The organism is Bradyrhizobium sp. dw_78 (assembly GCF_018449525.1).
In the GTDB taxonomy this organism is placed as follows: Bacteria; Pseudomonadota; Alphaproteobacteria; order Rhizobiales; family Xanthobacteraceae; genus Bradyrhizobium.
In genome coordinates this window covers 18,260-38,898 of the sequence record NZ_JAAVUS010000003.1, presented here as the reverse complement: position 1 = coordinate 38,898, position 20,639 = coordinate 18,260, and the positions used below count along the sequence as shown (strand labels likewise).

Below are 20,639 nucleotides of genomic sequence, written 5' to 3'. Positions count from 1 at the left end.
GTTCGATATCGAATGATATCGGCGGTGCGGCCCGACCGCGCCGAAGCCAATTCCGTTCAACCCATCCATTCCCCTCGAAGGCAGGATCATGAAACTGCGCGCTCGCCTCGCCGTTGTTCTCGTATCGATGCTGGCAGCCGCCGGCGTGCGTCCCGCGGCCGCGGCGGACATCAACTTCGTCACCGATTTCGGCTTCAACGGCCGCCACGCGTATTTCTACGTCGCGCGCGAAAAGGGCTACTACAAGGCCGAAGGTTTTGACGTGAACTTCGTGCGCGGCCAGGGCTCGGCCGACGCCATCAAGAAAGTCGCCGCGGGCATCGCGACATTCGGATTCGCCGACGCGGGCTCGCTGGTGCTGGCGCGCGGCAATGACGGCGTGCCGGTCAAGCTGGTGTCGATCGTGTATGCGAAGCCGCCGCAGGCGATCTTCGCGATCAAGGGTAGCGGCATCGCCTCCCCCAGGGATCTCGAAGGCAAGACCATCGCCGACACCGCGTCGAGTTCGGTCCGCCTGTTGTTTCCGGCGTTCGCCAAGGCTGCCGGCATCGATGCGAACAAGGTGAAATGGGTGGTCGCGGAAGGTTCGTCGCTGCCGTCGCTATTGGCGAACGGCCGCGCCGATGCGATCTGCCAGTTCTCGGTCGGCGAACCGCTGATCGCGGCGGCCACCGCGCCAAAGGAGATCGTCCGCATCAATTACAAGGATGTCGGCCTGGACTATTACGGCAACGGTATCATCGCCTCGGAGGAGATGATCGCGCAGCATCCCGATCAGGTCCGCGCCTTCGTCCGCGCCACCATCAAGGGCATGAAGGACGCCTTCGCCAATCCGGCCGAAGCCGCCGCGATCATGGCGAAGTATCAGAAGGAATTATCGCCCGCGGTGATCGAAGGCGAAACCAGGCTCGTGAGCGAACTCGCCGAGGTAAAGGGCCAGCCGCTCGGCATGATCGATCCGAACAGCATCGCCGGCACCGTCGACGTGATCTCCGCGAATTTCACCCTGGCGAACCCGGTAAAGCCGGCCGAGCTGTTTGCGCCCGGCTTCGTCGAATGATCGCGGCCGCCTATCCTGGCTCCGCGCCGCCGCGATCCTCCGCGGCGGTTGTTGCGGCGATCGATCTCAAGGGCGTGACCAAAACCTATGCCGGGCGCGACGGCGGATCGGTGCATGCGCTCGGGCCGGTCGATCTGCGGATCGAGCCCGGCAGCTTTGTCTCGGTGGTCGGCCCCTCCGGCTGCGGCAAGTCCACGCTGTTGCGTCTCGTCGCCGGGCTCGAACTGCCGAACGAAGGCGTCATGCAGCGCTACGGCACGGCGCTGGACGGACCGTCGCATGAAGTCGGCATCGTGTTCCAGGAACACGTGCTGTTTCCCTGGATCACCGTGCTGGAGAACGTGCTGCTGCCGGCCGACGTGCTGGCGCTGCCGAAGGCGATTTCGCGCGAGCGCGCGATGCGGCTCCTGGAAATGACCGGCTTGAAGGATTTTGCCCATCTGCGCCCGCAGATGCTGTCGGGCGGCATGAAACAGCGCGCCGCGTTCTGCCGCGCGATGCTGTCCGATCCCCGCCTGCTGCTGCTGGACGAACCGTTCGGCGCGCTCGACGCCTTGACGCGCGAGGAATTGTCGCTCGAGCTGTCGCGGCTGTGGCAGGAGCTCGGCCGCACCGCGCTATTGATCACCCATGATATCGAAGAGGCGATCCTGCTGGGCGACCGCGTGCTGATCATGTCGGAACGGCCGGGCACGATCCGCACCGACATTGCCGTCGATCTGCCGCGGCCGCGCAACGCCGACACCGTCAAGCTTCCACGCTTCCAGGAGATCAAACATCAGGTGCGCGACATCATCTTCAACCGGGCGCAGGCCTGACCGATGGCCGCCTCTTCCTCGCGCCTGATCGGCCGCGCCGCCACGCCGCTGATCTATCTCGTTCTGCTCGCGGCCTGGGAATTGCTGGCTGATACGCTCAAGGTACCGGCCTGGATTCTGCCGGCGCCGTCGGCGATCTTCCAGGCGGCGGTGAAATGGGCGCCCGAGCTTATACAGGACGGCTGGGTGACGCTGCGCGAGACCGTCGGCGGCTTCCTGCTCGCGATCGTGCTGTCGTTGCCGCTGGCGATCCTGATCAGCCTCAACCCGCTGGCGCGGAAGCTGCTCTATCCGATCCTGCTCGGCCTGCAATCCGTGCCCAAGGTCGCCGTCGCGCCGCTGGTCATCCTGTGGTTCGGGCTGTCGGAATGGCCGAAGATCGTCGTCGTCGTGCTGGTCTGCTTCTTCCCGATCCTGGTCAACATGGTTGCCGGGCTCGAGGCGGTGCCGAAGACGATGCTCGACCTGATGCGCTCGCTCGGCGCATCGCCGCATATGGTGTTTCGCCGGCTCCGCCTGCCCGTGGCGCTGCCGCACTTCTTCACCGGCTGCAAGGTCGCCGTGACCTTCGCCGTGATCGGCGCGGTGATCAGTGAATTCGTGGCGGCGCAGGACGGCCTCGGCTATCTGATTTTGATATCGACGGCGCAATCGCAGACGCCGCTGGCCTTTGCCGCCATCGCGCTGCTGACGCTGCTCAGCATTGCGCTGTTTCATGGCGTCGAGTTTATCGAGCGGCGCGTGGTCGACTGGACGCCGTGAGCCCCACCGGCCAATGCGTCCGATCCCGCCTGTCCAATGAAGGAACGAAAATGAGCAGGTCGAAGCCAACGACTGAGCCGCCGGGGGAGACCGCCGTGACCAAGCCCGCGTCGCGCCGCGTGAGCAAGGGGCGCGCCGCGCGCGAGCAGGTCGACGAGATTTTTTCGCAGTGGCAGGCCGAGCGGCCCGACATCGACACCAGCCCGGTGCATGTCTACGGCCTGATCGGCCGCATCCAGATGCAATGCACCGGCTTTATCGAGGAGGCGCTGGAGCCGTTCGGGCTGACTCGCGGCACCTTCGACGTGCTCACCGCGTTGCGCCGCGCCGGCGCGCCCTACCGCCTGTCGCCGAAGCAGATCGCGCAGTCGCTGCTGCTTAGCGGCGCGGGGCTCACCAGCCGGCTCAACAGGCTGGAGGCGCAGAATTTCCTGGCTCGGCTGCCGGAGCCCGATGATCGCCGCACGCTGCGCGTCCAGTTGACCGCCGCCGGCGAGGCCGTCATCAACGAAGCGATCCCGCGCGTCTTCGAGGTGCAGCGCAGCCGGCTGTTGCCGCTGGGTTCCGAGGGTCAACAGCGCCTTGTCCGGGAGTTGACGCGGTTCGCCGAGGTGATCGACACTTGGCCCGCGGCCCCGAAGGGCGCCGGCTCGAACAGCCCGAAATGATGCGACGGCCTTACGAGCAGCGGGCCTTGAATCCCGCCGCGCTGAGGCTGCTCAGGACGTCATCGAGATGCGCGCGGTCCCGCGTTTCGATCACCAGTTCGAGCAACGTCGCCTTGGCCGGCAGGTCGGAAAACGTGCGCTGATGTGAGACTTCGATGATGTTGGCACCGGCCTCGGCAAGCAGCGCCGATACCGCCGCCAACTGGCCCGGCCGATCGACGATGTCGATCACGAGCTGCGTCAAACGCCCCTCGCGGGCGAGCTCGCGGGTCAGCACTGATGCGATCAGCCGCGTATCGATATTTCCGCCGGTGAGAACGAGGCCGACATTGCGGCCCGCAAAGCGTTCCGGGGCGGCGAGCACGGCGGCAAGACCCGCTGCGCCCGCGCCTTCGGCCACGGTCTTCTCGATGGCAATCAGCATCGCCACCGCGCGTTCGATCTGATCTTCGGTGACGAGCACGATGTCATCGACCAGTTGGCGGACGATCTCCGTGGTGATCCGGCCCGGCGCCTTGACCGCGATGCCCTCGGCGAGCGTGTCACCGCGCATCGGCAGATGCCTGTCGTTGACCGCGTTATACATCGAGGGATAAAGCTCGGCCTGAACGCCGATGATCCGCAAGTCCGGCTTCAGTGACTTGGCGGCGACCGCAATGCCGGAGATCAACCCGCCGCCGCCGATCGGAACCACCAAAATATCGAGTTGCGGAACGGCCTCGAGCATTTCAAGCCCGATGGTGCCCTGGCCCGCGATGATCAGCGGGTCGTCATAGGGATGGATCAGAGTCATGCCGTGGGCCTGGCAATGCGCCCGGGCGAACTCGCCGGCCTCTTCCAGAGTCTTGCCGGAAGCGATGACTTCGGCGCCAAGCCGCCTTGTGTTCTCGACCTTCACCATCGGCGTGCCGATCGGCATCACGATGGTCGCGGGAATGCCAAGCCGTCGGGCGTGATAGGCGACGCCTTGCGCATGATTGCCGGCCGACATCGCGATGACGCCGCGCCGCCGCTCGTCGGGCGACAGCGCGTCGAGCCGGTTCAGCGCGCCCCGCTCCTTGAAGGTGGAGGTGAACTGAAGGTTCTCGAATTTGAGCCAGATGGTGCAGCCGCAGATTTCACTGAGCGTCCTGCTCTCATTGCATTCGGTGACCAAGACCGAGCCGCGAATGGTCGCCGCAGCAGCCTTGACGTGCTCCAGCGTGACGGGAAGGTTTTTGAAATCCGATGCGGGAACGTGCTTTCCCGCTGTCGCATTTCCGGGGGCATTCGGCATTTCGACGGCCTCGTTCCATATCTGTCGCTGCGATTCGGATTACCAGATAAGCACGATCGGGCCAAAGGCATCAGTTTCGATCCCTGGAATCCGCGGCGTTTCGGACGATGGGGCAAGCCAGGGAGCAGCCGAGCGTCGCCAGGCTGAGGAGCGCAATGACGCCGGCGCCGATCTCGATGGCGAATCCGAGCCCTTCGGATCGCGCGATCACGCCCAGCGCCAGCGCCACGGAGCCCAGGGAGAGATACGCGACAAGATAGAGCGCGGCGAAGATGCCGCCGCGATGCTGCGGCGCCGCCACATGGTTGACGACAGCCAGTGCGGCGAAGAACAACAGGCTGTAGCCGATGCCGGTGGTCGCCGTTGCCGCCAGGAACACCGGCAAGACATGACGCGCCGCAGCGAACGCGAACAGGCCGACGCCGACCGCCGAGGCAACGGCTCCGGAAATCATCGCGACGCGAACATCGAGCCGCTTTGCGGCAACCCCGGTGATCCCGGACACGACCGGAAACAGCGCAAGGATCGCGCCGTTGACGAACGCGTTCGACGATCCCACGAGATCATGCGCCACCTGCCCGCCCAACGACAGGATGAGAACACCGTGGGTATAGGCGGTCAGCGCCGCGAGCGAGGCCAGCATGAAGACGCCGCGCAAATTCCGCGGAACGTAAGGCATCCGAATCCGCCAACGGCTTGCGCTCACGCCGGTCTGGCGCGGCAATCCCCAGGTCGCGACCAGCAGCACGGCAAGAACCGCGAACAGCAGCCAGAATGGCACGCGGGTCGGATAAGGCGCATATTCGACCAACGCGCCACCGAGCAGCAATGCCGCGGCAAAGCCGGCCGCCTGTGCCGCGGCCGCGATCGACGCGGCGCGCTGGGATTGTCCTTCCGCCGCGAATTCCATCATCGCCGCAGTGGAAGGACTCGCGGTGAGGCCGACGCCCGCCCCCATCAATGCCCGCCCCGCAAGAAGCCACGCGACATCGGGCGCGACCGCGAAGGCGAACACACCGGCGAGCGAGGCTGCAAGTCCGATCAGCATCGTGGCGCGGCGCCCGATATGGTCCGACAGATCGCCGAATCCCAACAGCGTCAGCACCACCACGATCGGGTAGATCGCGAAGATCGCTGTCGTCGTGGTCGGCGCCAGATGCCATTGCTCGGCGTAGATCCGGTAGACCATCGCCGGCGCGGCGCTGGTCCATAGCGTATGCGCCACCACGCCGGCGGAGACCCAGAAACTGGCGCGGCGGGAGAGAACAAAGCGGCGGCGAACCGTGCCGGCATCGAGCCGGTCACGGTCGCAACATCCGGAGGTCAGGCAGATCGCCTCGGTCATGGCCGTTATCCTTGGCTGGAAATCAACGCTCTACAGTTTCGAGCCGCCGTCGACGCGGACAGTGTCGCCGCTGATCCATCGCGCCTGCTCGGAGGCGAGGAATGCGACGACATCGCCGATGTCGTCAGGCTGTGCGACCCGCTTCAGCGCCTGCATCGCAAGCGTGAAATCGCGCCCGGCATCGGTTTTGGCAAAATTCGACATGTCGGTTTCGACCACGCCCGGCGCCACCGCATTGACGCGGATGCCGCGCGGTCCGAGCGCCGCCGCGAAATGCTTCACCAGCGTATCGATCGCGCCCTTGCTCGCCGCATAGGCGGCGAGGTTGCCGACCGAGGCATGCGCGGCGAGCGAAGAGACCATCACCACGCTGCTGCCGGGCCCGAGGGTCGACAGCAATTGCTGCACCAGGAAGAATGGCGCGCGGACGTTGACGGCGAACAGATTGTCGAAATCCTCGACCGTCGTTTCTTCGAGGGTCGCCGCCTTGGAGACTCCGGCGTTGGCGACGAGGACATCGAGACGATCGCCGATGATGGCACGGACCTGCTTGGCGAGCGCCTGCGCGCCATCCGGCGCGGCAAGGTTGGCGGCGACCGCCTCGGCGCGTCCGCCGGCCTTGCGGATCTCCTGAACGACGGCTTCAGCCTCGTCCTTGCCGCGGCCGTAATGGACGAGCACCTGCGCGCCCGCTTTAGCGAGAGCCAACGCGCTGGCGCGGCCGATCCCGCGCGAGGCGCCGGTAACGAGGGCGGTTTTTCCGGAAAGAGCGGTCATGATGACCTCCTGAGCTGGGGCACGGCCCAACGCCATGCTGGTGGCGCATGAGGTAATTCAGCATTGAACTGCTGAAAAAGACTTTGTAGGTTCCAATCCATGCCTCGCAGGTATGGTATCGCTTATGGAACTGCGCCATCTCCGTTATTTCGTGGCGGTCGCCGAGGAAGGCAGTCTGACGGTTGCCGCCGAACACCGGTTGCACACATCGCAGCCATCGCTGAGCCGCCAGATTCGCGACCTCGAATACGAGGTCGGCGTGCCGCTGCTGACGCGGAGCGTTCACGGCGTCGAACTGACCGCCGCCGGCAAGGCGTTTCTCGATCATGCGCGGCTGGCATTGGTCCAGGTCGAGGCGGCGCGCGAAGCCGCGCGGCGCGCCGCGCAGCCGGAAAAGCCCGGCTTTGCGCTGGGCTTTCTGACCGGTCAGGAAATGGACTGGCTGCCCGAGGCCATGCATATCCTGCGCGACGAGCTGCCCAATATCGACGTCACCGTCACCAGCGCCTATTCACCGAACCTTGCCGAGGCGCTGGCGCGCGGCAAGCTCGATCTGGCCTTCATGCGGCGAGAAGCGGACGCGCCCGATCTCATCTTCAAGACGGTGACGCGCGAGCCGCTTGTCGTCGTGCTGCCGAGCGACCATCGACTCACCGCCCGTGACAGCATCGACATCAGCGAGATCGCGGGCCAGCCCTTCATCAACGTGTCGAAAACCGCGCCGTCGCTTCGTGCGGTGATCGACGGCTACATCCAGCGAACCGGCCTGAAGATCACGCCGGCGCATGAAGCGGACAATCTCGCGATGGCGATCTCGCTGGTCGCCTCGACCCGCGGTGTCGCGCTGCTGCCGCGCTACGCGCAAAATTTCCTGCCCTGGTCGGTCGTCAGCCGGCCGATCGAGGGCGATGCGCCAACGATCGACCTCGTGGTCGGCTATCACACGGCCAACACGTCGCCGACGCTGCGTCTGTTCCTGTCACGGATCGGCGAGCTCATCAAACGGGTATCGGCCGCAGCAAAGTAAATTTTACGGCTTGCGCGCGCCTTCAGCGCGACAGCCGCGCAGGAACAGCGCCGCGCAGGTGCGAACGCGCCGTTCGATCTCCGGGCGCGAGGGCAGCGGCAGGCCGCCGAACAGCGCGGCGCGCTGCGGCGCCGAAGCGACCATGCCAATCAGGATACCGGCCGCCTCGTCCGCATCGTCGAGCACGATCAGCCCGCGCTTCACCTGAACCCGCAGCCAATCCGCCAGCGCCACAACGGTACGCGCAATGCCGTTCCGGTAGAACGTCGCGGCAAGATCGGGAAACTGGCCGGTCTCCTGCAACACGATCCGCTGCAGCCCGACGACCTCCTTGTCCAGCGCCAGATTGGCGCAGGCCATCAAGGCCGCGTTGAGCGCCTCTTCGAGATCGAAATGATCGGCAGCGTGCAGATTGACGTCCGAGAGAAAATGGTCGAGCCGGTCGGACACCATGCCCTCGAACAAGGCGGCCTTGTTCGGAATCAGCCGATAGAGTGTCTTGGTGGAAACGCCGGCGCGGCGCGCCACGATTTCGGTGCTGGTCGCGGCATAGCCGTTGGCGGAGAATTCGTGCCGTGCGGCCTCGTAGATGATTTGACGCGTCTCCTCGTCGGAGCGGAGTTGCGGACGGCCCCGGCAGCGGCGATCGGCGGCAGTTCTGCCTTCAGTCATGCTTTAATATGATGCCTGTCATTCCATTGACAGTTTTGATATGGGCCCTATTTTGGAAATTGTCAAGTTTCCAAAATACTCCACCCGGCGAAACGCCACAGGAGCAAGCGCCATGACCGTCCATTCCAGCACATTCGAACCCGAACAGGCGGTTGCCGCGGCGACCGAGGGCGCGCTGCCGGCCGGCGGATCCGGCAGGGTCGAGGCCGCCATTCCGGTGACGGCCGCGAAAAAGTTTAATGCCCGCAAGCTGTTGATGGCGGGGGCGGCGATCGCCGTGCTGGCGGGCGCCGCCTGGTATGGCTGGGACTACTGGACGGTCGGCCAATATCTGGTTTCCACCGACGACGCCTATGTGAAGGCCGACAACACCACCATCGCCCCCAAGGTCCCCGGCTATCTCCACGACGTGCTGGTGAACGACAATGAGCGCGTCAAGGCAGGGCAGGTGCTGGCGCGGATCGACGACCGCGACTACCGGGTCGCGCTCGACCAGGCCAGGGCCGATGTCGCGGCGGCCAAAGCCACGGTCGCCAGCAAGCAGGCCCAGCTCGATGTCCAGCAAGCCGTCATCAACGCCGCCAAAGCGACCATCGCGGTCGATCAGGCCAACGTGACCTTCGCCGCCCAGGACAACAAGCGCTACACCGATCTGGCCGCGACCGGATCCGGCAGCGTGCAGAATGCGCAGCAGGCGCAAGCGCATATCGCCAGCGCGCAGGCGACGCTGGAGCGCGACGCCGCCAACCTGATCTCGGCGCAAAAACAGGTTGATCTGCTCAAGGCCGAGATCGTTCAGGCGAGCGCGGCCGCCACCCGCGCCGAAGCCACGCAGAACCAGGCCGATCTCAATCTCGGCTACACCACGATCACAGCGCCGATCGACGGCGTGGTCGGCAACCGCACCCTGCGCGTCGGCCAGTTCGTGCAGGCCGGGACGCAATTGATGTCGGTGGTGCCGGTCGAAGGCGCCTATGTGGTGGCGAATTACAAGGAGACGCAGCTCACCGACGTCCATGAAGGCCAGGCGGTCGATATCGCCGTCGACATGTTCCCCGGCCAGGTCGTGCATGGCCATGTCGACAGCATCGCGCCCGCAAGCGGCCAGGAATTCGCGCTGCTGCCGCCGGACAACGCCACCGGCAATTTCACCAAGGTGGTGCAGCGCATCCCGGTGAAGATCGCGCTCGATACCGCCCGCGATTCCGCCGTGGAACTGCGTCCCGGCATGTCGGTGATCCCGACCATCGAGACCCGTTCGTCCAACACCAGCCGCGAAGCGGCCATTACGGCCAAAGCGCCGAAGACGGTTTCCGGAGCGTCGTGCCATGTCCAATCCCAGCCTGTCCGTCTCGATATCCGCGCCGCCGGCCTCGCGCACAGCATCTGACCAGCCCGCGGCCGATCCGAACCGCGCCAGCGCCACGACCTGGATCGCCGTGCTCGCCGCCATGATCGGTTCGTTCATGGCGATCCTGAACATCCAGATCACCAACGCCTCGCTGCTCAATATCGAAGGCGGCATCGGCACCGGCGTCGACAACGGCTCCTGGATCTCGACGTCGTATTTGATCGGCGAGATCATCGTGATCCCCCTCACCGATTATCTGAGCCGGGTGTTCTCGTTCCGCACCTACATGCTCGTGAGCGCCACGCTGTTTGCGGTGTTCTCAGTGGCCTGCGCGTTCACCCACGATCTGCCGTCGATGATCGCCATGCGCGGCTTGCAGGGCTTTGCCGGCGGCGTCCTGATTCCGATGGCGTTCACGCTGGTGCTGACCAAACTGCCGAAGCCGCAGCAGCCGGTCGGGCTGGCGATCTTCGCATTGTCCGTCACCTTCGCACCGGCGATCGGGCCGACCATCGGCGGCTATCTGACCGAGAATTACGGCTGGCGGACGATCTTTTTCGTCAACGTGATCCCGACCGTAGTGATGGTGATCGCGCTTTATCTGACGCTGGAGCGGCAGCCGAAGCAGCTCAAGCTTCTGAAAGAGGGCGACTGGGCCGGCATCGTCACCATGGCGATCGGCCTGTCCGCGCTGCAGACCGTGCTCGAGGAAGGCAACAAGGATGACTGGTTCTCCTCGCCCTTCATCCTGCGCCTCGCCGCGATCGCCGCCGTCAGCCTGACGCTGTTTACCTGGATCGAACTCTCGGCCGAAAAACCTCTGATCCGGTTGCGGCTGTTGAAGGGGCGCAATTTCGGCTTCGGCACCATCGCGATGACGCTGCTCGGCTTTGCGCTGTTCGGATCGGTCTATCTGCTGCCAGCCTATCTCGGCCAGGCGCAGGGTTACAACGCCGAGCAGATCGGCTCGGTGATGGCCTGGACCGGGCTGCCGCAGCTGATCCTGATTCCGCTGGTGCCGAAATTGATGCAGCGCTTCGACACCCGCTACATCGCTTTCGTGGGCCTGATGATCTTCGCCTATAGCTGCTTCATGAACACGGCGATGTCGCCGGATTATGCCGGCGACCAGCTCTGGATTCCGAACATCGTGCGCGCTATCGGCCAGGCCATGGTGCTGACGCCGCTGACCTCGGTGACGACAGGCGATATCGCGCCGCAGGAGGCCGCGGCCGCCTCCGGCATCAGCAACATGTTCCGCAATCTCGGCGGCGCCATCGGCACGGCCGTGCTCGCGACCGTGATCACCAAGCGCGAGCAGTTTCATTCCAACATCATCGGCCAGTCGGTCACGCTCGGCCGCGAGGAAGTGCGTGACCGGCTGGCCGCGATGACGGACTATTTCATGGCCCACGGCGTGCCCGATCCAGCCGCCGCACGGGCGCAGGCGATCGTCGCCCTCGGCAATACCGTCAAGCATCAGGCGCTGGTGATGGGCTTTGGCGACACCTTTGCGGTGCTTGGGTTCGTGCTGGTTCTGTCCGCGATCGCCGTGATGCTGACCCGCAAAGTCAAAGGCGCCAGCGGCGCCGGCGCGCATTAAAGACCATATCTGCCGCCTCGCGCGAAGCGGCGGATATCTTTTATTGGTTCAAGATCGGCGGCAGGTCCTTGCCCGATTTGGGGCCCGGCAGCGAGCTCAGGAAAGCGTGGATATCGGCGGCTTCCTTGTCGGACAGCACGTCGGCGGAAAATGACGGCATATCGTTCGGCGCTTCCCGGATAAACGCGATGAAGGATTCCACCGGCAGCTCGATCTGCGCCAGCACGGGGGTCGGATAGTTGAAATTGCCACCCTGCCCGGCGCGGCCGTGGCATTCGAAACAGCCATCCGCGAGATAGATGCGCTTGCCGTTGACGGGATCACCCACCAGCGCATCATCGGCGCGCGCCGCCATCAGGCTGCCGGCGGCGGACAAAGCCACCAGCAATGCAACCATGCAGAGCCGGTTGACCGATGCCGTGAGATCGCGTGCGAACATCTGCATCATCCTTGCCTAGCGCTGGTCCATCACGACATCGAGCAGCGCCGGCTGCCCGCCCTTGACCATGGCGATGGCGCGTTTCAGCGCCGGGCCGAGCGTATTCGGATCGCTGATCGGACCTTCGCCATAGACGCCAAAGCCCTTGGCGAGCGTGGCGTAGTCGATAAACGGATCCTTGAGCGTGGTGCCGATATCGGTGTTGGTGATGCCGCGGCCGTGGCGCGCCGCCATCGCCTGCAGATACATGTATTCCTGATGATAGGCACGGTTGTTATGCACGATATAGAGCAGGGGAATGCGGTGATGCGCCGCCGTCCACAACGTCCCCGGCACGAACATGAAGTCGCCGTCGCCGCCGATCGCGACCGTCAGGCGGCCATGCCGCTTGTTGGCCAGCGCCGCGCCGAGCGAAGACGGCAAAGTATATCCTATGCCGCCGCCACCGGCGACGCCGTTCCATTGATACGGCTTGTCGAAATTCCATAGTTTGTGCGGCCATGCCAGCCGGATCGAGGTGCCGACCAGCGACCAGTCCTCGTCCTTGATCTGGTTGTAGAGTTCGACGCACAGCCGGGCCGTGGTGATCGGGCTGGAATCCCAGCCGATGGTTGCATCCGACTTGGCCTGCGCGATGGTCGCGAGCTTGGCGGCGGCGAGCTTTTTGCCGCGCGCTTCGAACGCAGATTTGCGGCCTTCGTCGGTCAGGCGTTTCACCTGCTCGATCAGGGTTGGCAGGCTTGCTTCGGCGTCGCCGGCGATATCGAGATCGACGTCCTGATAGCGGCCAAGATCCTGGTAATTGGCCTTCATGTAGAGGTCGCGCGTGCCCAGCGTGACGATCTTGGCGGTCTTCTTGTAATTCGGCGAGGAGGTGCGGACGATGCGGTCGTGGAAGTCGCTCAGCGAACCCCACAATTCGTTGACCTCCATCGCGACGATGACGTCGGCCTGCGAAATGATCGAGCGGCGGAACGACTGGTTCAGCGGATGCCGCGACGGAAAATTCATCCGGCCGTAATTGTCGATGACCGCGCATTGCAGCGTTTCCGCAAGCTCCACCAGCCGCGGCATGGCGGCCGGGGTCCGCGCCACCCGGTCGCAGATGATGACCGGATTCTCCGCCTCGACCAGCATCTTGGCGAGTTGCGCCAGCGCCGCCTCATCGCCCTGCGGCGGGATCACGCTGGAAAATTTCGGAATCCGCAGCAGGTCGCGGTTCTCGATCGGGTTCTCCTGCAGTTCGGCGTCAAGCGACAGCATCACCGGCGCCATCGGCGGCGTGGTCGCGATCTTGTAGGCGCGCACCGCCGACTCCGCGAAATGCTGCAGCGACGCCGGCTGATCGTCCCATTTGACGAAATCGCGGGTCAGCGCCGCCGGGTCGATCGCGGAATGCGGCCATTCGGCGCCGGGCGCGCGCTTGTCGGCCTCCATGATGTTGCCGCCCATGACAATCACCGGCACACGATCACACCAGGCGTTGTACATCGCCATCGACGCATGCTGCAGGCCGACCACGCCGTGGCAGATCATGGCGAGCGGCTTGCCCTCCATCTTGGCGTAGCCCTGCCCCATATGGACTGCGATTTCCTCATGCGGACAGGTGATGATTTCAGGCTTGGTGTTGCCGCCGTGGTTGATGACCGCCTCGTGCAGGCCGCGGAAACTCGACGCGCAATTCATCGCGAGATAGTCGATGTCGAGCGACTTGAGCACATCGACCATAAAGTCGCCGCCGCTCGAGGTTTGATTGACGGGATCGGCCGGTGGCGGCATCGCATCGGCGGCGGCAAGCTTCGCTCCGGGGACCGTGGCCTTGGGACGCGGCTCCGAAACACCCGAAATCGCAGTGTTGGCCGCCGCCGGAGCGGTCAGGGCCGCGGCACCCGCGATGGATGCACCTTTCAGGAAATTTCGACGACCAACATCAGGCGCACTGCTGCGTTTGGAACTGCTGCGTTTGGACATGGCTTCCTCCCCGGGAATTGCACCGAATGCCGACAGCTATTTTTCGTTGAATGGAGTGTCGCCTCACGACCTGTGCGCGTCAAGACGCGGAAGCGTGAAGCATGCGATTGCCAATTGGGTGTCCGGCAAAATCAGTAGAGCTCGCCGCGCGATCAATCGGTTTGCTGCAATCCCGGCATCATGCCCGATGCACCAAATGCGACGACGCCGCAGGTCAGGTCCGGTGGTCACGTCCGACCGATGCCCGCTATTGGCGCGACCCGGATCATTGATTGTTTATGGCAAGCCGGCATTGCGCCGGCGATCCATGTCGGATCATGCGTCTGGCGAGGCCCATCCTGCTTAACACAGCGTTTACCGTAACCGCGACCGCGGCTGATCGCCAAATATTTAAGGTAAGAGTAACTGACCTTTCTAACGTAACCTCCACCCTTCGCCGCTTACCGTGCGCTAGGGGTGCGCCATGACGTCATCAAAAACAGGGGATACCGACCCGCGGGCGCCGGAGCGCTCATGGCTGCGGCGCGGCCCGCTTCCCTGGCTGATCCTCGGCGGCGTCGGCCTGATCGCGGTGGTCGCCATCGCGACCACCGTCATGATCGGAAACTATCGCCAACAAGCGCTCAAGGTGGAGGAAACCAACCTCGAAAATACGGTTTCCCTGCTCGCGCGCCATTTCGACCAGCAATTTGCAGATCTCGTCGCCGTCCAGAAAGACCTCATCTTCCAGCTTCAGTCGGAAGGGGTGGCCACGCCCGCCGACTTCCTGAAACGAATGGGCTCCGTCGAACAGCACAAAACGCTGAGCGCCCGCCTTGGTAACAGCGCAGACGTTTCGGGCGTCAACATTTACGATGCCGACGGGGTCTTGATTAACTCCTCAAAGATCTGGCCGGTGCCGGCCGTCAGCATCGCCGATCGCGACTACTTCAAGTTGCTCAAGGCCGACGGCAATTCGTCGCCTTACCGGATGGATCAGACCCGATCTCGCCTGACCGGAATATCGACCACGATCGTTGCTTATAGGGTCAGCGGGCCCCATCAGGAATTTCTCGGCGTGATCGTTCGAGGACTGGACTCCGCCCGCCTCGAGAGCTTTTTCTCTTCCATCTCGCTGCCCGACGATTCGGCGATTTCGATGTTTGTGCATGGCGGAACGATGATCGCTCGCTTTCCGCATGTCGAATCCCTGATCGGGACCAGACTGAGCACAGGCCCGTTCTTTGCGAAAATCCTGTCCGAGCGGGACCACTACACATCAACGTTGATCAGCCCGGTCGACGGCAAGGAACGCCTGATCGCAGCCCGGATGTTGCAGCAATTCCCCGTCTCGATATCGGCGACCGCGACCGTGAACGCGACCCTGGCGCCCTGGCGGGAGCAGACCAGCTTTCTGGTCGGCGTCGCCGCGCTTTGCGTCGTGATCATCGTGGCCCTGGTGTTGCTGGTGATACGTCAGCTTTCAGCCTTCCACCGCACTGCGCAAAACCGGATTCACCTGCAAAAGCAGCATCTCGATTTTGCCATCAACAACATGTCGCAAGGCCTGCTTCTGTTCAATTCGCAAGACCGGCTGGTTTTGCACAATGATCGTTACATCGAGATGTTCAATGTGGCGCCAGATGCCGTCCAACCCGGCTGCACCCTGAAAGATCTCGTGCTCCACCGCCAGGAAGCCGGGGCTTTCGAGGGCGATGTCGACGGATATTGCACCGAGCTCTTCAATCGCGTGAAAGGCAAGACGTCGAAGAGCGTGCTGGAGGTCGGCCAGGGCCAGTTCATCGAGTTCTGCCACCGGCCGACCGCGGACGGCGGCTGGGTAACGACGCTGGACGACATCACCGAGCGCAGGCGCGCCGAAAGCCGCATCGCGCATATGGCGCATTTCGATGCCTTGACCGACCTGCCGAACCGGGCGCTGTTCCGCGAGCGGCTCGAAGACGAATTAAAGGCCATCGCCGGCACCGACACGCGCGTTGCCGTCCTGTATATCGATGTCGACGAATTCAAGAGCATCAACGACTCGCTCGGCCATTTCGTGGGCGATGCGCTGCTCAAATCGATCGCCGAACGGCTTGCCGGGTGCGTCTCGCAGGACGGGTTTGTCGCCCGCCTCGGCGGCGACGAATTCGCCATCGTCTGCACCAATATTCAGGCCGACGACGTCAGGGAATTGGCGGTCGCGCTGCAATCGACGATCCGCGCACCATACGAATGCCTCGGGCACCATCTGTCGACGGACGCCTCCATCGGCATCGCCATCGCGCCGCAGGACGGCGCCAATCTGGATGAGCTGCTGAAGAACGCGGACCTCGCGATGTATGCGGCCAAAGCCGAGGGCCGTAGAACGTACCGCTTTTTTGAGCCCGCGATGGAGGCCCGCATCAAGGAGCGCCTTCAGCTCGAAACCGACCTCCGGCACGCGATATCGGCCGGACAATTGGAAGTACACTACCAGCCGCTGGTCTGTCTCAGGACCAACGCGATCACCGGCTGCGAGGCCTTGCTGCGCTGGCGCCATCCGACGCGCGGCTTTGTATCCCCGGCCGAATTCATTCCGATCGCGGAAGAGCGCGGCCTCATTACCGAAATCGGCGAATGGGTGCTGAAGACCGCCTGTGCCGAGGCCGCAACCTGGCCGCGCGGCATCAAGGTCGCGGTCAACGTCTCGCCGGTACAATTCCGAAGCAGCACGCTATGCCTTCACGTCATATCCGCCCTTGCCGCCTCCGGCCTCGATCCGCACCGGCTCGAGCTTGAGATTACCGAAGCGGTTCTCATCAGCGACGACGACATCGCCCTGGAGATCCTTCATCAGCTTCGCTCGACAGGCGTGCAGATTGCGCTCGACGATTTCGGAACGGGCTATTCCTCCCTCAGCTACCTGCAACGCTTTCCGTTCGACAAGATCAAGATCGACCGCTGTTTCGTCGATAACATCGACGAATCGGAGAGTTCGTCCTGCATCGTGCGCGCGGTCGTCAGTATCGCGAAAGCGCGCAACATGACGACCACGGCCGAAGGGGTGGAAACACGCGAGCAGCAGGAACTGGTCCGGAATCTCGGCTGCACGGAAATGCAGGGATTTGTGTTCTCCGGCGCAAAACCGGCGGCAGAGATCATGAAACTATTGATGCGTTCCGCCGGCGATACGCGGGTGGCCTGAGCCTTATCGGTTCTTCAGGATGAATTTGCGCACTGCTTTCGCAAAACCTTCATCCTGGTTGCTGTCGGTAACCTCCGTCGCCTGCGCCTTGACCTCGTCGCTGGCGTTGCCCATCGCGATCGAGAGCCCGCTGTTGCGGAACATCAGGACGTCGTTGGGCATGTCGCCGATGGTCGCAATCTGTTCGGGCGAAATGTTTTGCAGCTTCGCCAGCGTCAGCACCACGGCGCCCTTGTTCGCCTGCGGATGGGTGACGTCGAGGTAATAGGGCTGCGAGCGCGCCGCACTCGCCCGCGCTCCCAGCTTTTGCTGCGCCAGCTTCTCGCAGGCCGCGACCCGGTCGAGATCATCCGAGACCCCGACGATCTTCACGGCGTCCGCCAGATCCGCGTCGGTGAAGGAATCCACCACCCTGGCATCGAATTTCACCGTCCAGGCCTCGCGCGCCACATGCGGCGCCTTGGGATCGCGAATCAGCCACTCCGTTTCGGTGTAGAGCCAGGCATCCAGGCCCTGGTCGAGGATCAGTTGAACCGTTTGTTTGGCGGTATCAGCGTCGAGCAGATGGCTCTCGATCACGGACAGATCGGGATTGACGAACACGCCGCCGTTGAAACCGGCGATCGCGCCCTGGAGCTTCAGCGGAGCGATCAGCATGCTCATACCGCGCGGCGGCCGGCCGCTGGTCAATGCCAGCGTGATGCCGGCTGCGCGCAGTTGCTGCGCCGCGGCGACCGCCTGTTCGGTCAGCACCTTGTCCTGCGTCACCAGCGTGCCGTCGACGTCAGCCAGCAACAACCTGATATCCCGTTGTCCGCTCATCGTCTCCGATCCTTTTCAAATCTCCAACAACAGCGCCCCTCAAATCGCCTTGACGATCGCAACCTGGAAGTCGGCGCCTTCCCAGCGATTTTGCTTCGGCCAGAACAGGGTGAAGCGAACGATGCATTCACCGGCCAGATGCGCGGTCGGCAGGTCGCAAAAATACATGCCGAGCCCGGTCGCGACCGTCGCGCTGTCGGCAACCGTCGCCCAGTCGTCGATCGACCAATGCACCTGCGCCTCTTCCAGGAACTCCAGCCGCAACGTGCGGCCCGCCGCGACACGCTCCACCCGTGACGTCAGTTGCCAGATGATCGGTGCCGGGGGCGGCGTGGCCCTGACATAGCGGTTCAGCGTCTGCGGCGGCATATCGAACACCGCGCCGTCGCACAGCGACCGCAACAGCTTGATGTGCTCGGCATGCGCCCACACCAGCGGCATCGCGCTGCCCGAAGGCCGGCCGAGAAACAACTCCCGGCGCGGAATGTCGTGAGAGTCCCAGATCTGCTCCGGGATAAGCCCGCCCGGACTCGCGGCGGCCTCGAGCGCCGCGAGCAGCCGGCGCGCCTCTTCCGGCCGCCCGGCCGCGAGTTCGTAATGCGCCCGCTCTCCGGTCAGGAGCGGCCATAGCCGGCCGATGCCGGCGCCATTGAACGGCGCGCCGTCTTCATGCTCGCCATAGCCGTCATCATTGTAGCGATACCAATAGGAGCCTGCGGGCAATTCGCGCCGGAGCAGCGCGTCAATCGCCTTCACGGTATTGAGGATACGCGGATCGTCGGCGGCGCGCAGGCCGAAGCGCACCAGCGCCAGCGCGTCGGGACTGATCAGAAGCCCGGCTTCCACCGCCTCTTCGCCATCGGGCCGGTTCTTGATCGGGATCAGTCCGTGCGATCGCGCATTGGCGTCGCCGGACGAAAAACCGATGCGCATGTAATAGCCGTCGATGCCGAGTCTGCGCGAGATTTCCGTATCCCTGGCATAGGCCCAATCGTCGATCTGTTCGTTCCAGCTATCGGCGGTTTCCGTGAGATAGCGGGCGATCGCGCTCCGGCCCGCGGCCTCCATCGCTTCGGCGGCGGCAAGAAGAGCTGCGATTTCGACCGCGATCGTGAAGGCGGAATAGCCGCTGTCCTCTTCCCAGCGATCCTGCTGGGTCGCCGGCCCGTTGCGCACGATATAGGCCGCGGCGTCCTGGATCACATCGGCATAGCGTTCGCGCTCCGAAGGCGCGATCGCGCCGGCACGCAGCAGCATGTCGTAGAGCAGGATCGGAAAGCCGGTCTCGTCGATCTGAATGCCGCCCCAATAGGGCCTGCCGTCGAGCCAGGAATTCTGCGACCAATGGCCGTCCGCTTCCTGGGTCGCGGCCAGATAATCGAGCACGGCCTTCGCCGCCGCGGTGGCGCCGGCGGCCAACTGCCCGCCCGCGGTTTCGACGAGGTCGCGCGGCCAGACCAGATGGTAGCCGCCGAGATCGTCATCGCTTTTGGAGGAGCCCCAGGGAATCGAAAGGCTGGCGATGACGGCGCCGGATGGCTCGTCGCGATGCGTGGCCAGGACGGCGGTGCTGACGCGATAGCGATTCAGCCCGCCGGCATCGCGTCGCGCGTCGAGCGCCAGAAACTCGGCCTGCTTCTGGCGCCAGCCCTCGCAATAATGTTCGAGCGCGAGCTGCGGTTGCTGCAAACTGAGCAGGGCGCGCAGCGCGGCTTCCTCGGGCTGCGCGCCGAAGCCGATCGCCAATATGGCATGGCCGTCCTGCGCCGCCAGATCGAGCGTGCCCGAAATCGCGACGTTGCCGTTCTCCGCGCGGACGAATTCCGTTCGCAGCCCTTCGCCGCGCGACAAGGTCTGCCAACCATCGGAGATGCCGACATAGCCGGCCGAACGCGCCAGCCACGGCACTGATGACGCCACCGCAAGCGACGTTCCCCGCCCTTCGGCGAACAGCATCGCGCGTCCCTTGAAATCGTCGTACCAGGCGGTGTTATCGGCGCCGGCATTGACGAGGTGCGGCGCGATGATGGCGTGAAGCTGATAATCGGACAGCTTTCCGACCAGCGCCTCGAAGCGGATCTGTTGCAGCACCACTTCGCGCAGGGGATCGGAGAAAACCGTTTTCGAGATCCGGTAGCGGCCGTCGATCGCGGTATTGACCAGCCGGAATGCGGGCACGCCGTCCTCGATCATCTCGACCGTTTGATGGGTGACGCGCTTTTCCTCCGAGAAATAACCATCGGCGGTGACGATGAACCCGAAATCCCGGATGCAGGCGCTGTCGAGCCTGGGCGCATAGATTTCGTTGAGGATGCCATGGCTGATCGTGAACCAGACCCGGCTTTCGGCGCGGGCCGCCGTGCCCACGGCGCTTTTGGCGCTCGACGTCCAGCGTGGGGGAATTCCGGGAGATCCGCGCGGCGCCAACAAGTCGGTCAAATCTGATGCTCCTTCTTGCTGGCCGGCGCTCGCGCGAACGCAGGCCCTGGCAATCTAACCACACCTCAAACGGCCGAAGCCATTACCGCCGGCCCCTCGCGTTCAACAATATCGTGATGGCTCACGTCATGACGGCGCGCCCACTCCTAGCATCCGAATGCTGAACAAGAGGGAAAGCCATGATCTACATCTGTAGGGAGATCGTACCGGTCATTGCAATCCTGGCGCTTGCCGGCACGGTGGCGTTGCTTTCGATCCGATCGAAGCCGTTTGCGAATTCAGCCCTGATTCAATGGCCATGCACCGAGGCGGCGGGCATTCCCACGTCCGCACCCGAAAGAACGGTTAAGCGACACTACCGCGGCGGTGGAAGCGTCTCGCCGGGCCGCATGCTTATAATTTTCGCGTCTTTCCGATAAACTTTTTTTGATCGGATGACACCT

The 20,639-nt window shown here is 64.0% G+C and carries 16 protein-coding genes; 8 read left to right on the top strand and 8 right to left on the bottom strand.

What is annotated here, in order from left to right; all coding sequences use genetic code 11:
• The first annotated feature begins 88 nt into the window (after positions 1-88).
• The 4 genes from HB630_RS09350 to HB630_RS09335 all read left to right on the top strand — a co-directional run bounded on the left by HB630_RS09350 (position 89) and on the right by HB630_RS09335 (position 3,308).
• Entirely contained in the window at positions 89-1,060 is a 972-nt protein-coding gene (locus tag HB630_RS09350) for an ABC transporter substrate-binding protein (RefSeq protein ID WP_249780772.1), read from the top strand.
• On the top strand, positions 1,057-1,878 hold the full coding sequence (locus tag HB630_RS09345) for an ABC transporter ATP-binding protein (protein ID WP_213771962.1): 822 nt from the start codon (positions 1,057-1,059) through the stop codon (positions 1,876-1,878). The genes HB630_RS09350 and HB630_RS09345 overlap by 4 nt, the downstream gene beginning before the upstream one ends.
• A 3-nt stretch (positions 1,879-1,881) precedes the next feature.
• Entirely contained in the window at positions 1,882-2,640 is a 759-nt protein-coding gene (locus HB630_RS09340; protein WP_213771961.1) for an ABC transporter permease, read from the top strand.
• 95 nt (positions 2,641-2,735) lie between these two features.
• A complete protein-coding gene (locus HB630_RS09335; protein ID WP_213771960.1) occupies positions 2,736-3,308 on the top strand; it encodes a MarR family transcriptional regulator in 573 nt (190 codons plus the stop codon).
• Positions 3,309-3,318: 10 nt separating this feature from the next.
• Here HB630_RS09335 and HB630_RS09330 read toward each other — a convergent pair whose 3' ends face one another.
• From HB630_RS09330 to HB630_RS09320, 3 genes are all read right to left on the bottom strand, one after another.
• On the bottom strand, positions 3,319-4,584 hold the full coding sequence (locus tag HB630_RS09330) for a threonine ammonia-lyase (RefSeq protein WP_213771959.1): 1,266 nt from the start codon (positions 4,582-4,584) through the stop codon (positions 3,319-3,321).
• A 70-nt stretch (positions 4,585-4,654) separates the two neighbouring features.
• A complete protein-coding gene (locus HB630_RS09325) occupies positions 4,655-5,929 on the bottom strand; it encodes an MFS transporter (RefSeq protein ID WP_213771958.1) in 1,275 nt (424 codons plus the stop codon).
• A gap of 30 nt (positions 5,930-5,959) precedes the next feature.
• Complete coding sequence (locus tag HB630_RS09320) at positions 5,960-6,706, bottom strand: SDR family oxidoreductase (protein WP_213771957.1); 747 nt, start codon at positions 6,704-6,706, stop codon at positions 5,960-5,962.
• 124 nt (positions 6,707-6,830) lie between these two features.
• Here HB630_RS09320 and HB630_RS09315 point away from each other — a divergent pair, with 124 nt between their 5' ends.
• Positions 6,831-7,733 (top strand): LysR family transcriptional regulator, encoded by a 903-nt coding sequence (locus HB630_RS09315; RefSeq protein ID WP_213771956.1) that lies wholly within the window; start codon positions 6,831-6,833, stop codon positions 7,731-7,733.
• Positions 7,734-7,736: 3 nt separating this feature from the next.
• Here HB630_RS09315 and HB630_RS09310 read toward each other — a convergent pair whose 3' ends face one another.
• Positions 7,737-8,405, bottom strand: coding sequence for a TetR/AcrR family transcriptional regulator (locus HB630_RS09310; protein ID WP_213771955.1), 669 nt, complete (start codon positions 8,403-8,405; stop codon positions 7,737-7,739).
• Between the two features lie 112 nt (positions 8,406-8,517).
• Here HB630_RS09310 and HB630_RS09305 point away from each other — a divergent pair, with 112 nt between their 5' ends.
• Both HB630_RS09305 and HB630_RS09300 read left to right on the top strand, forming a co-directional pair.
• Positions 8,518-9,795 (top strand): HlyD family secretion protein, encoded by a 1,278-nt coding sequence (locus HB630_RS09305; protein ID WP_213771954.1) that lies wholly within the window; start codon positions 8,518-8,520, stop codon positions 9,793-9,795.
• A complete protein-coding gene (locus HB630_RS09300) occupies positions 9,734-11,359 on the top strand; it encodes an MDR family MFS transporter (protein ID WP_213771953.1) in 1,626 nt (541 codons plus the stop codon). Before HB630_RS09305 ends, HB630_RS09300 begins: the two co-directional genes overlap by 62 nt.
• A gap of 40 nt (positions 11,360-11,399) precedes the next feature.
• On the opposite strand, the gene HB630_RS09295 is transcribed toward HB630_RS09300, so the two are convergent.
• Both HB630_RS09295 and HB630_RS09290 read right to left on the bottom strand, forming a co-directional pair.
• Positions 11,400-11,798 carry a cytochrome c gene (locus HB630_RS09295; protein ID WP_213771952.1) on the bottom strand — a complete coding sequence of 133 codons (399 nt, stop codon included), beginning with the start codon at positions 11,796-11,798 and terminating at the stop codon, positions 11,400-11,402.
• A 15-nt stretch (positions 11,799-11,813) separates the two neighbouring features.
• Positions 11,814-13,769: a thiamine pyrophosphate-dependent enzyme gene (locus HB630_RS09290; RefSeq protein WP_213771951.1), complete on the bottom strand. Its 1,956-nt coding sequence runs from the start codon at positions 13,767-13,769 to the stop codon at positions 11,814-11,816.
• Positions 13,770-14,232: 463 nt separating this feature from the next.
• Between HB630_RS09290 and HB630_RS09285 the strand changes: the two genes are divergently transcribed.
• On the top strand, positions 14,233-16,935 hold the full coding sequence (locus HB630_RS09285; protein ID WP_213771950.1) for an EAL domain-containing protein: 2,703 nt from the start codon (positions 14,233-14,235) through the stop codon (positions 16,933-16,935).
• Positions 16,936-16,938: 3 nt separating this feature from the next.
• On the opposite strand, the gene HB630_RS09280 is transcribed toward HB630_RS09285, so the two are convergent.
• Positions 16,939-17,757, bottom strand: coding sequence for a Cof-type HAD-IIB family hydrolase (locus HB630_RS09280; protein ID WP_213771949.1), 819 nt, complete (start codon positions 17,755-17,757; stop codon positions 16,939-16,941).
• A gap of 39 nt (positions 17,758-17,796) precedes the next feature.
• Positions 17,797-20,196, bottom strand: coding sequence for a glucan 1,4-alpha-glucosidase (locus HB630_RS09275; RefSeq protein ID WP_213771948.1), 2,400 nt, complete (start codon positions 20,194-20,196; stop codon positions 17,797-17,799).
• Positions 20,197-20,639: the final 443 nt, after the last annotated feature.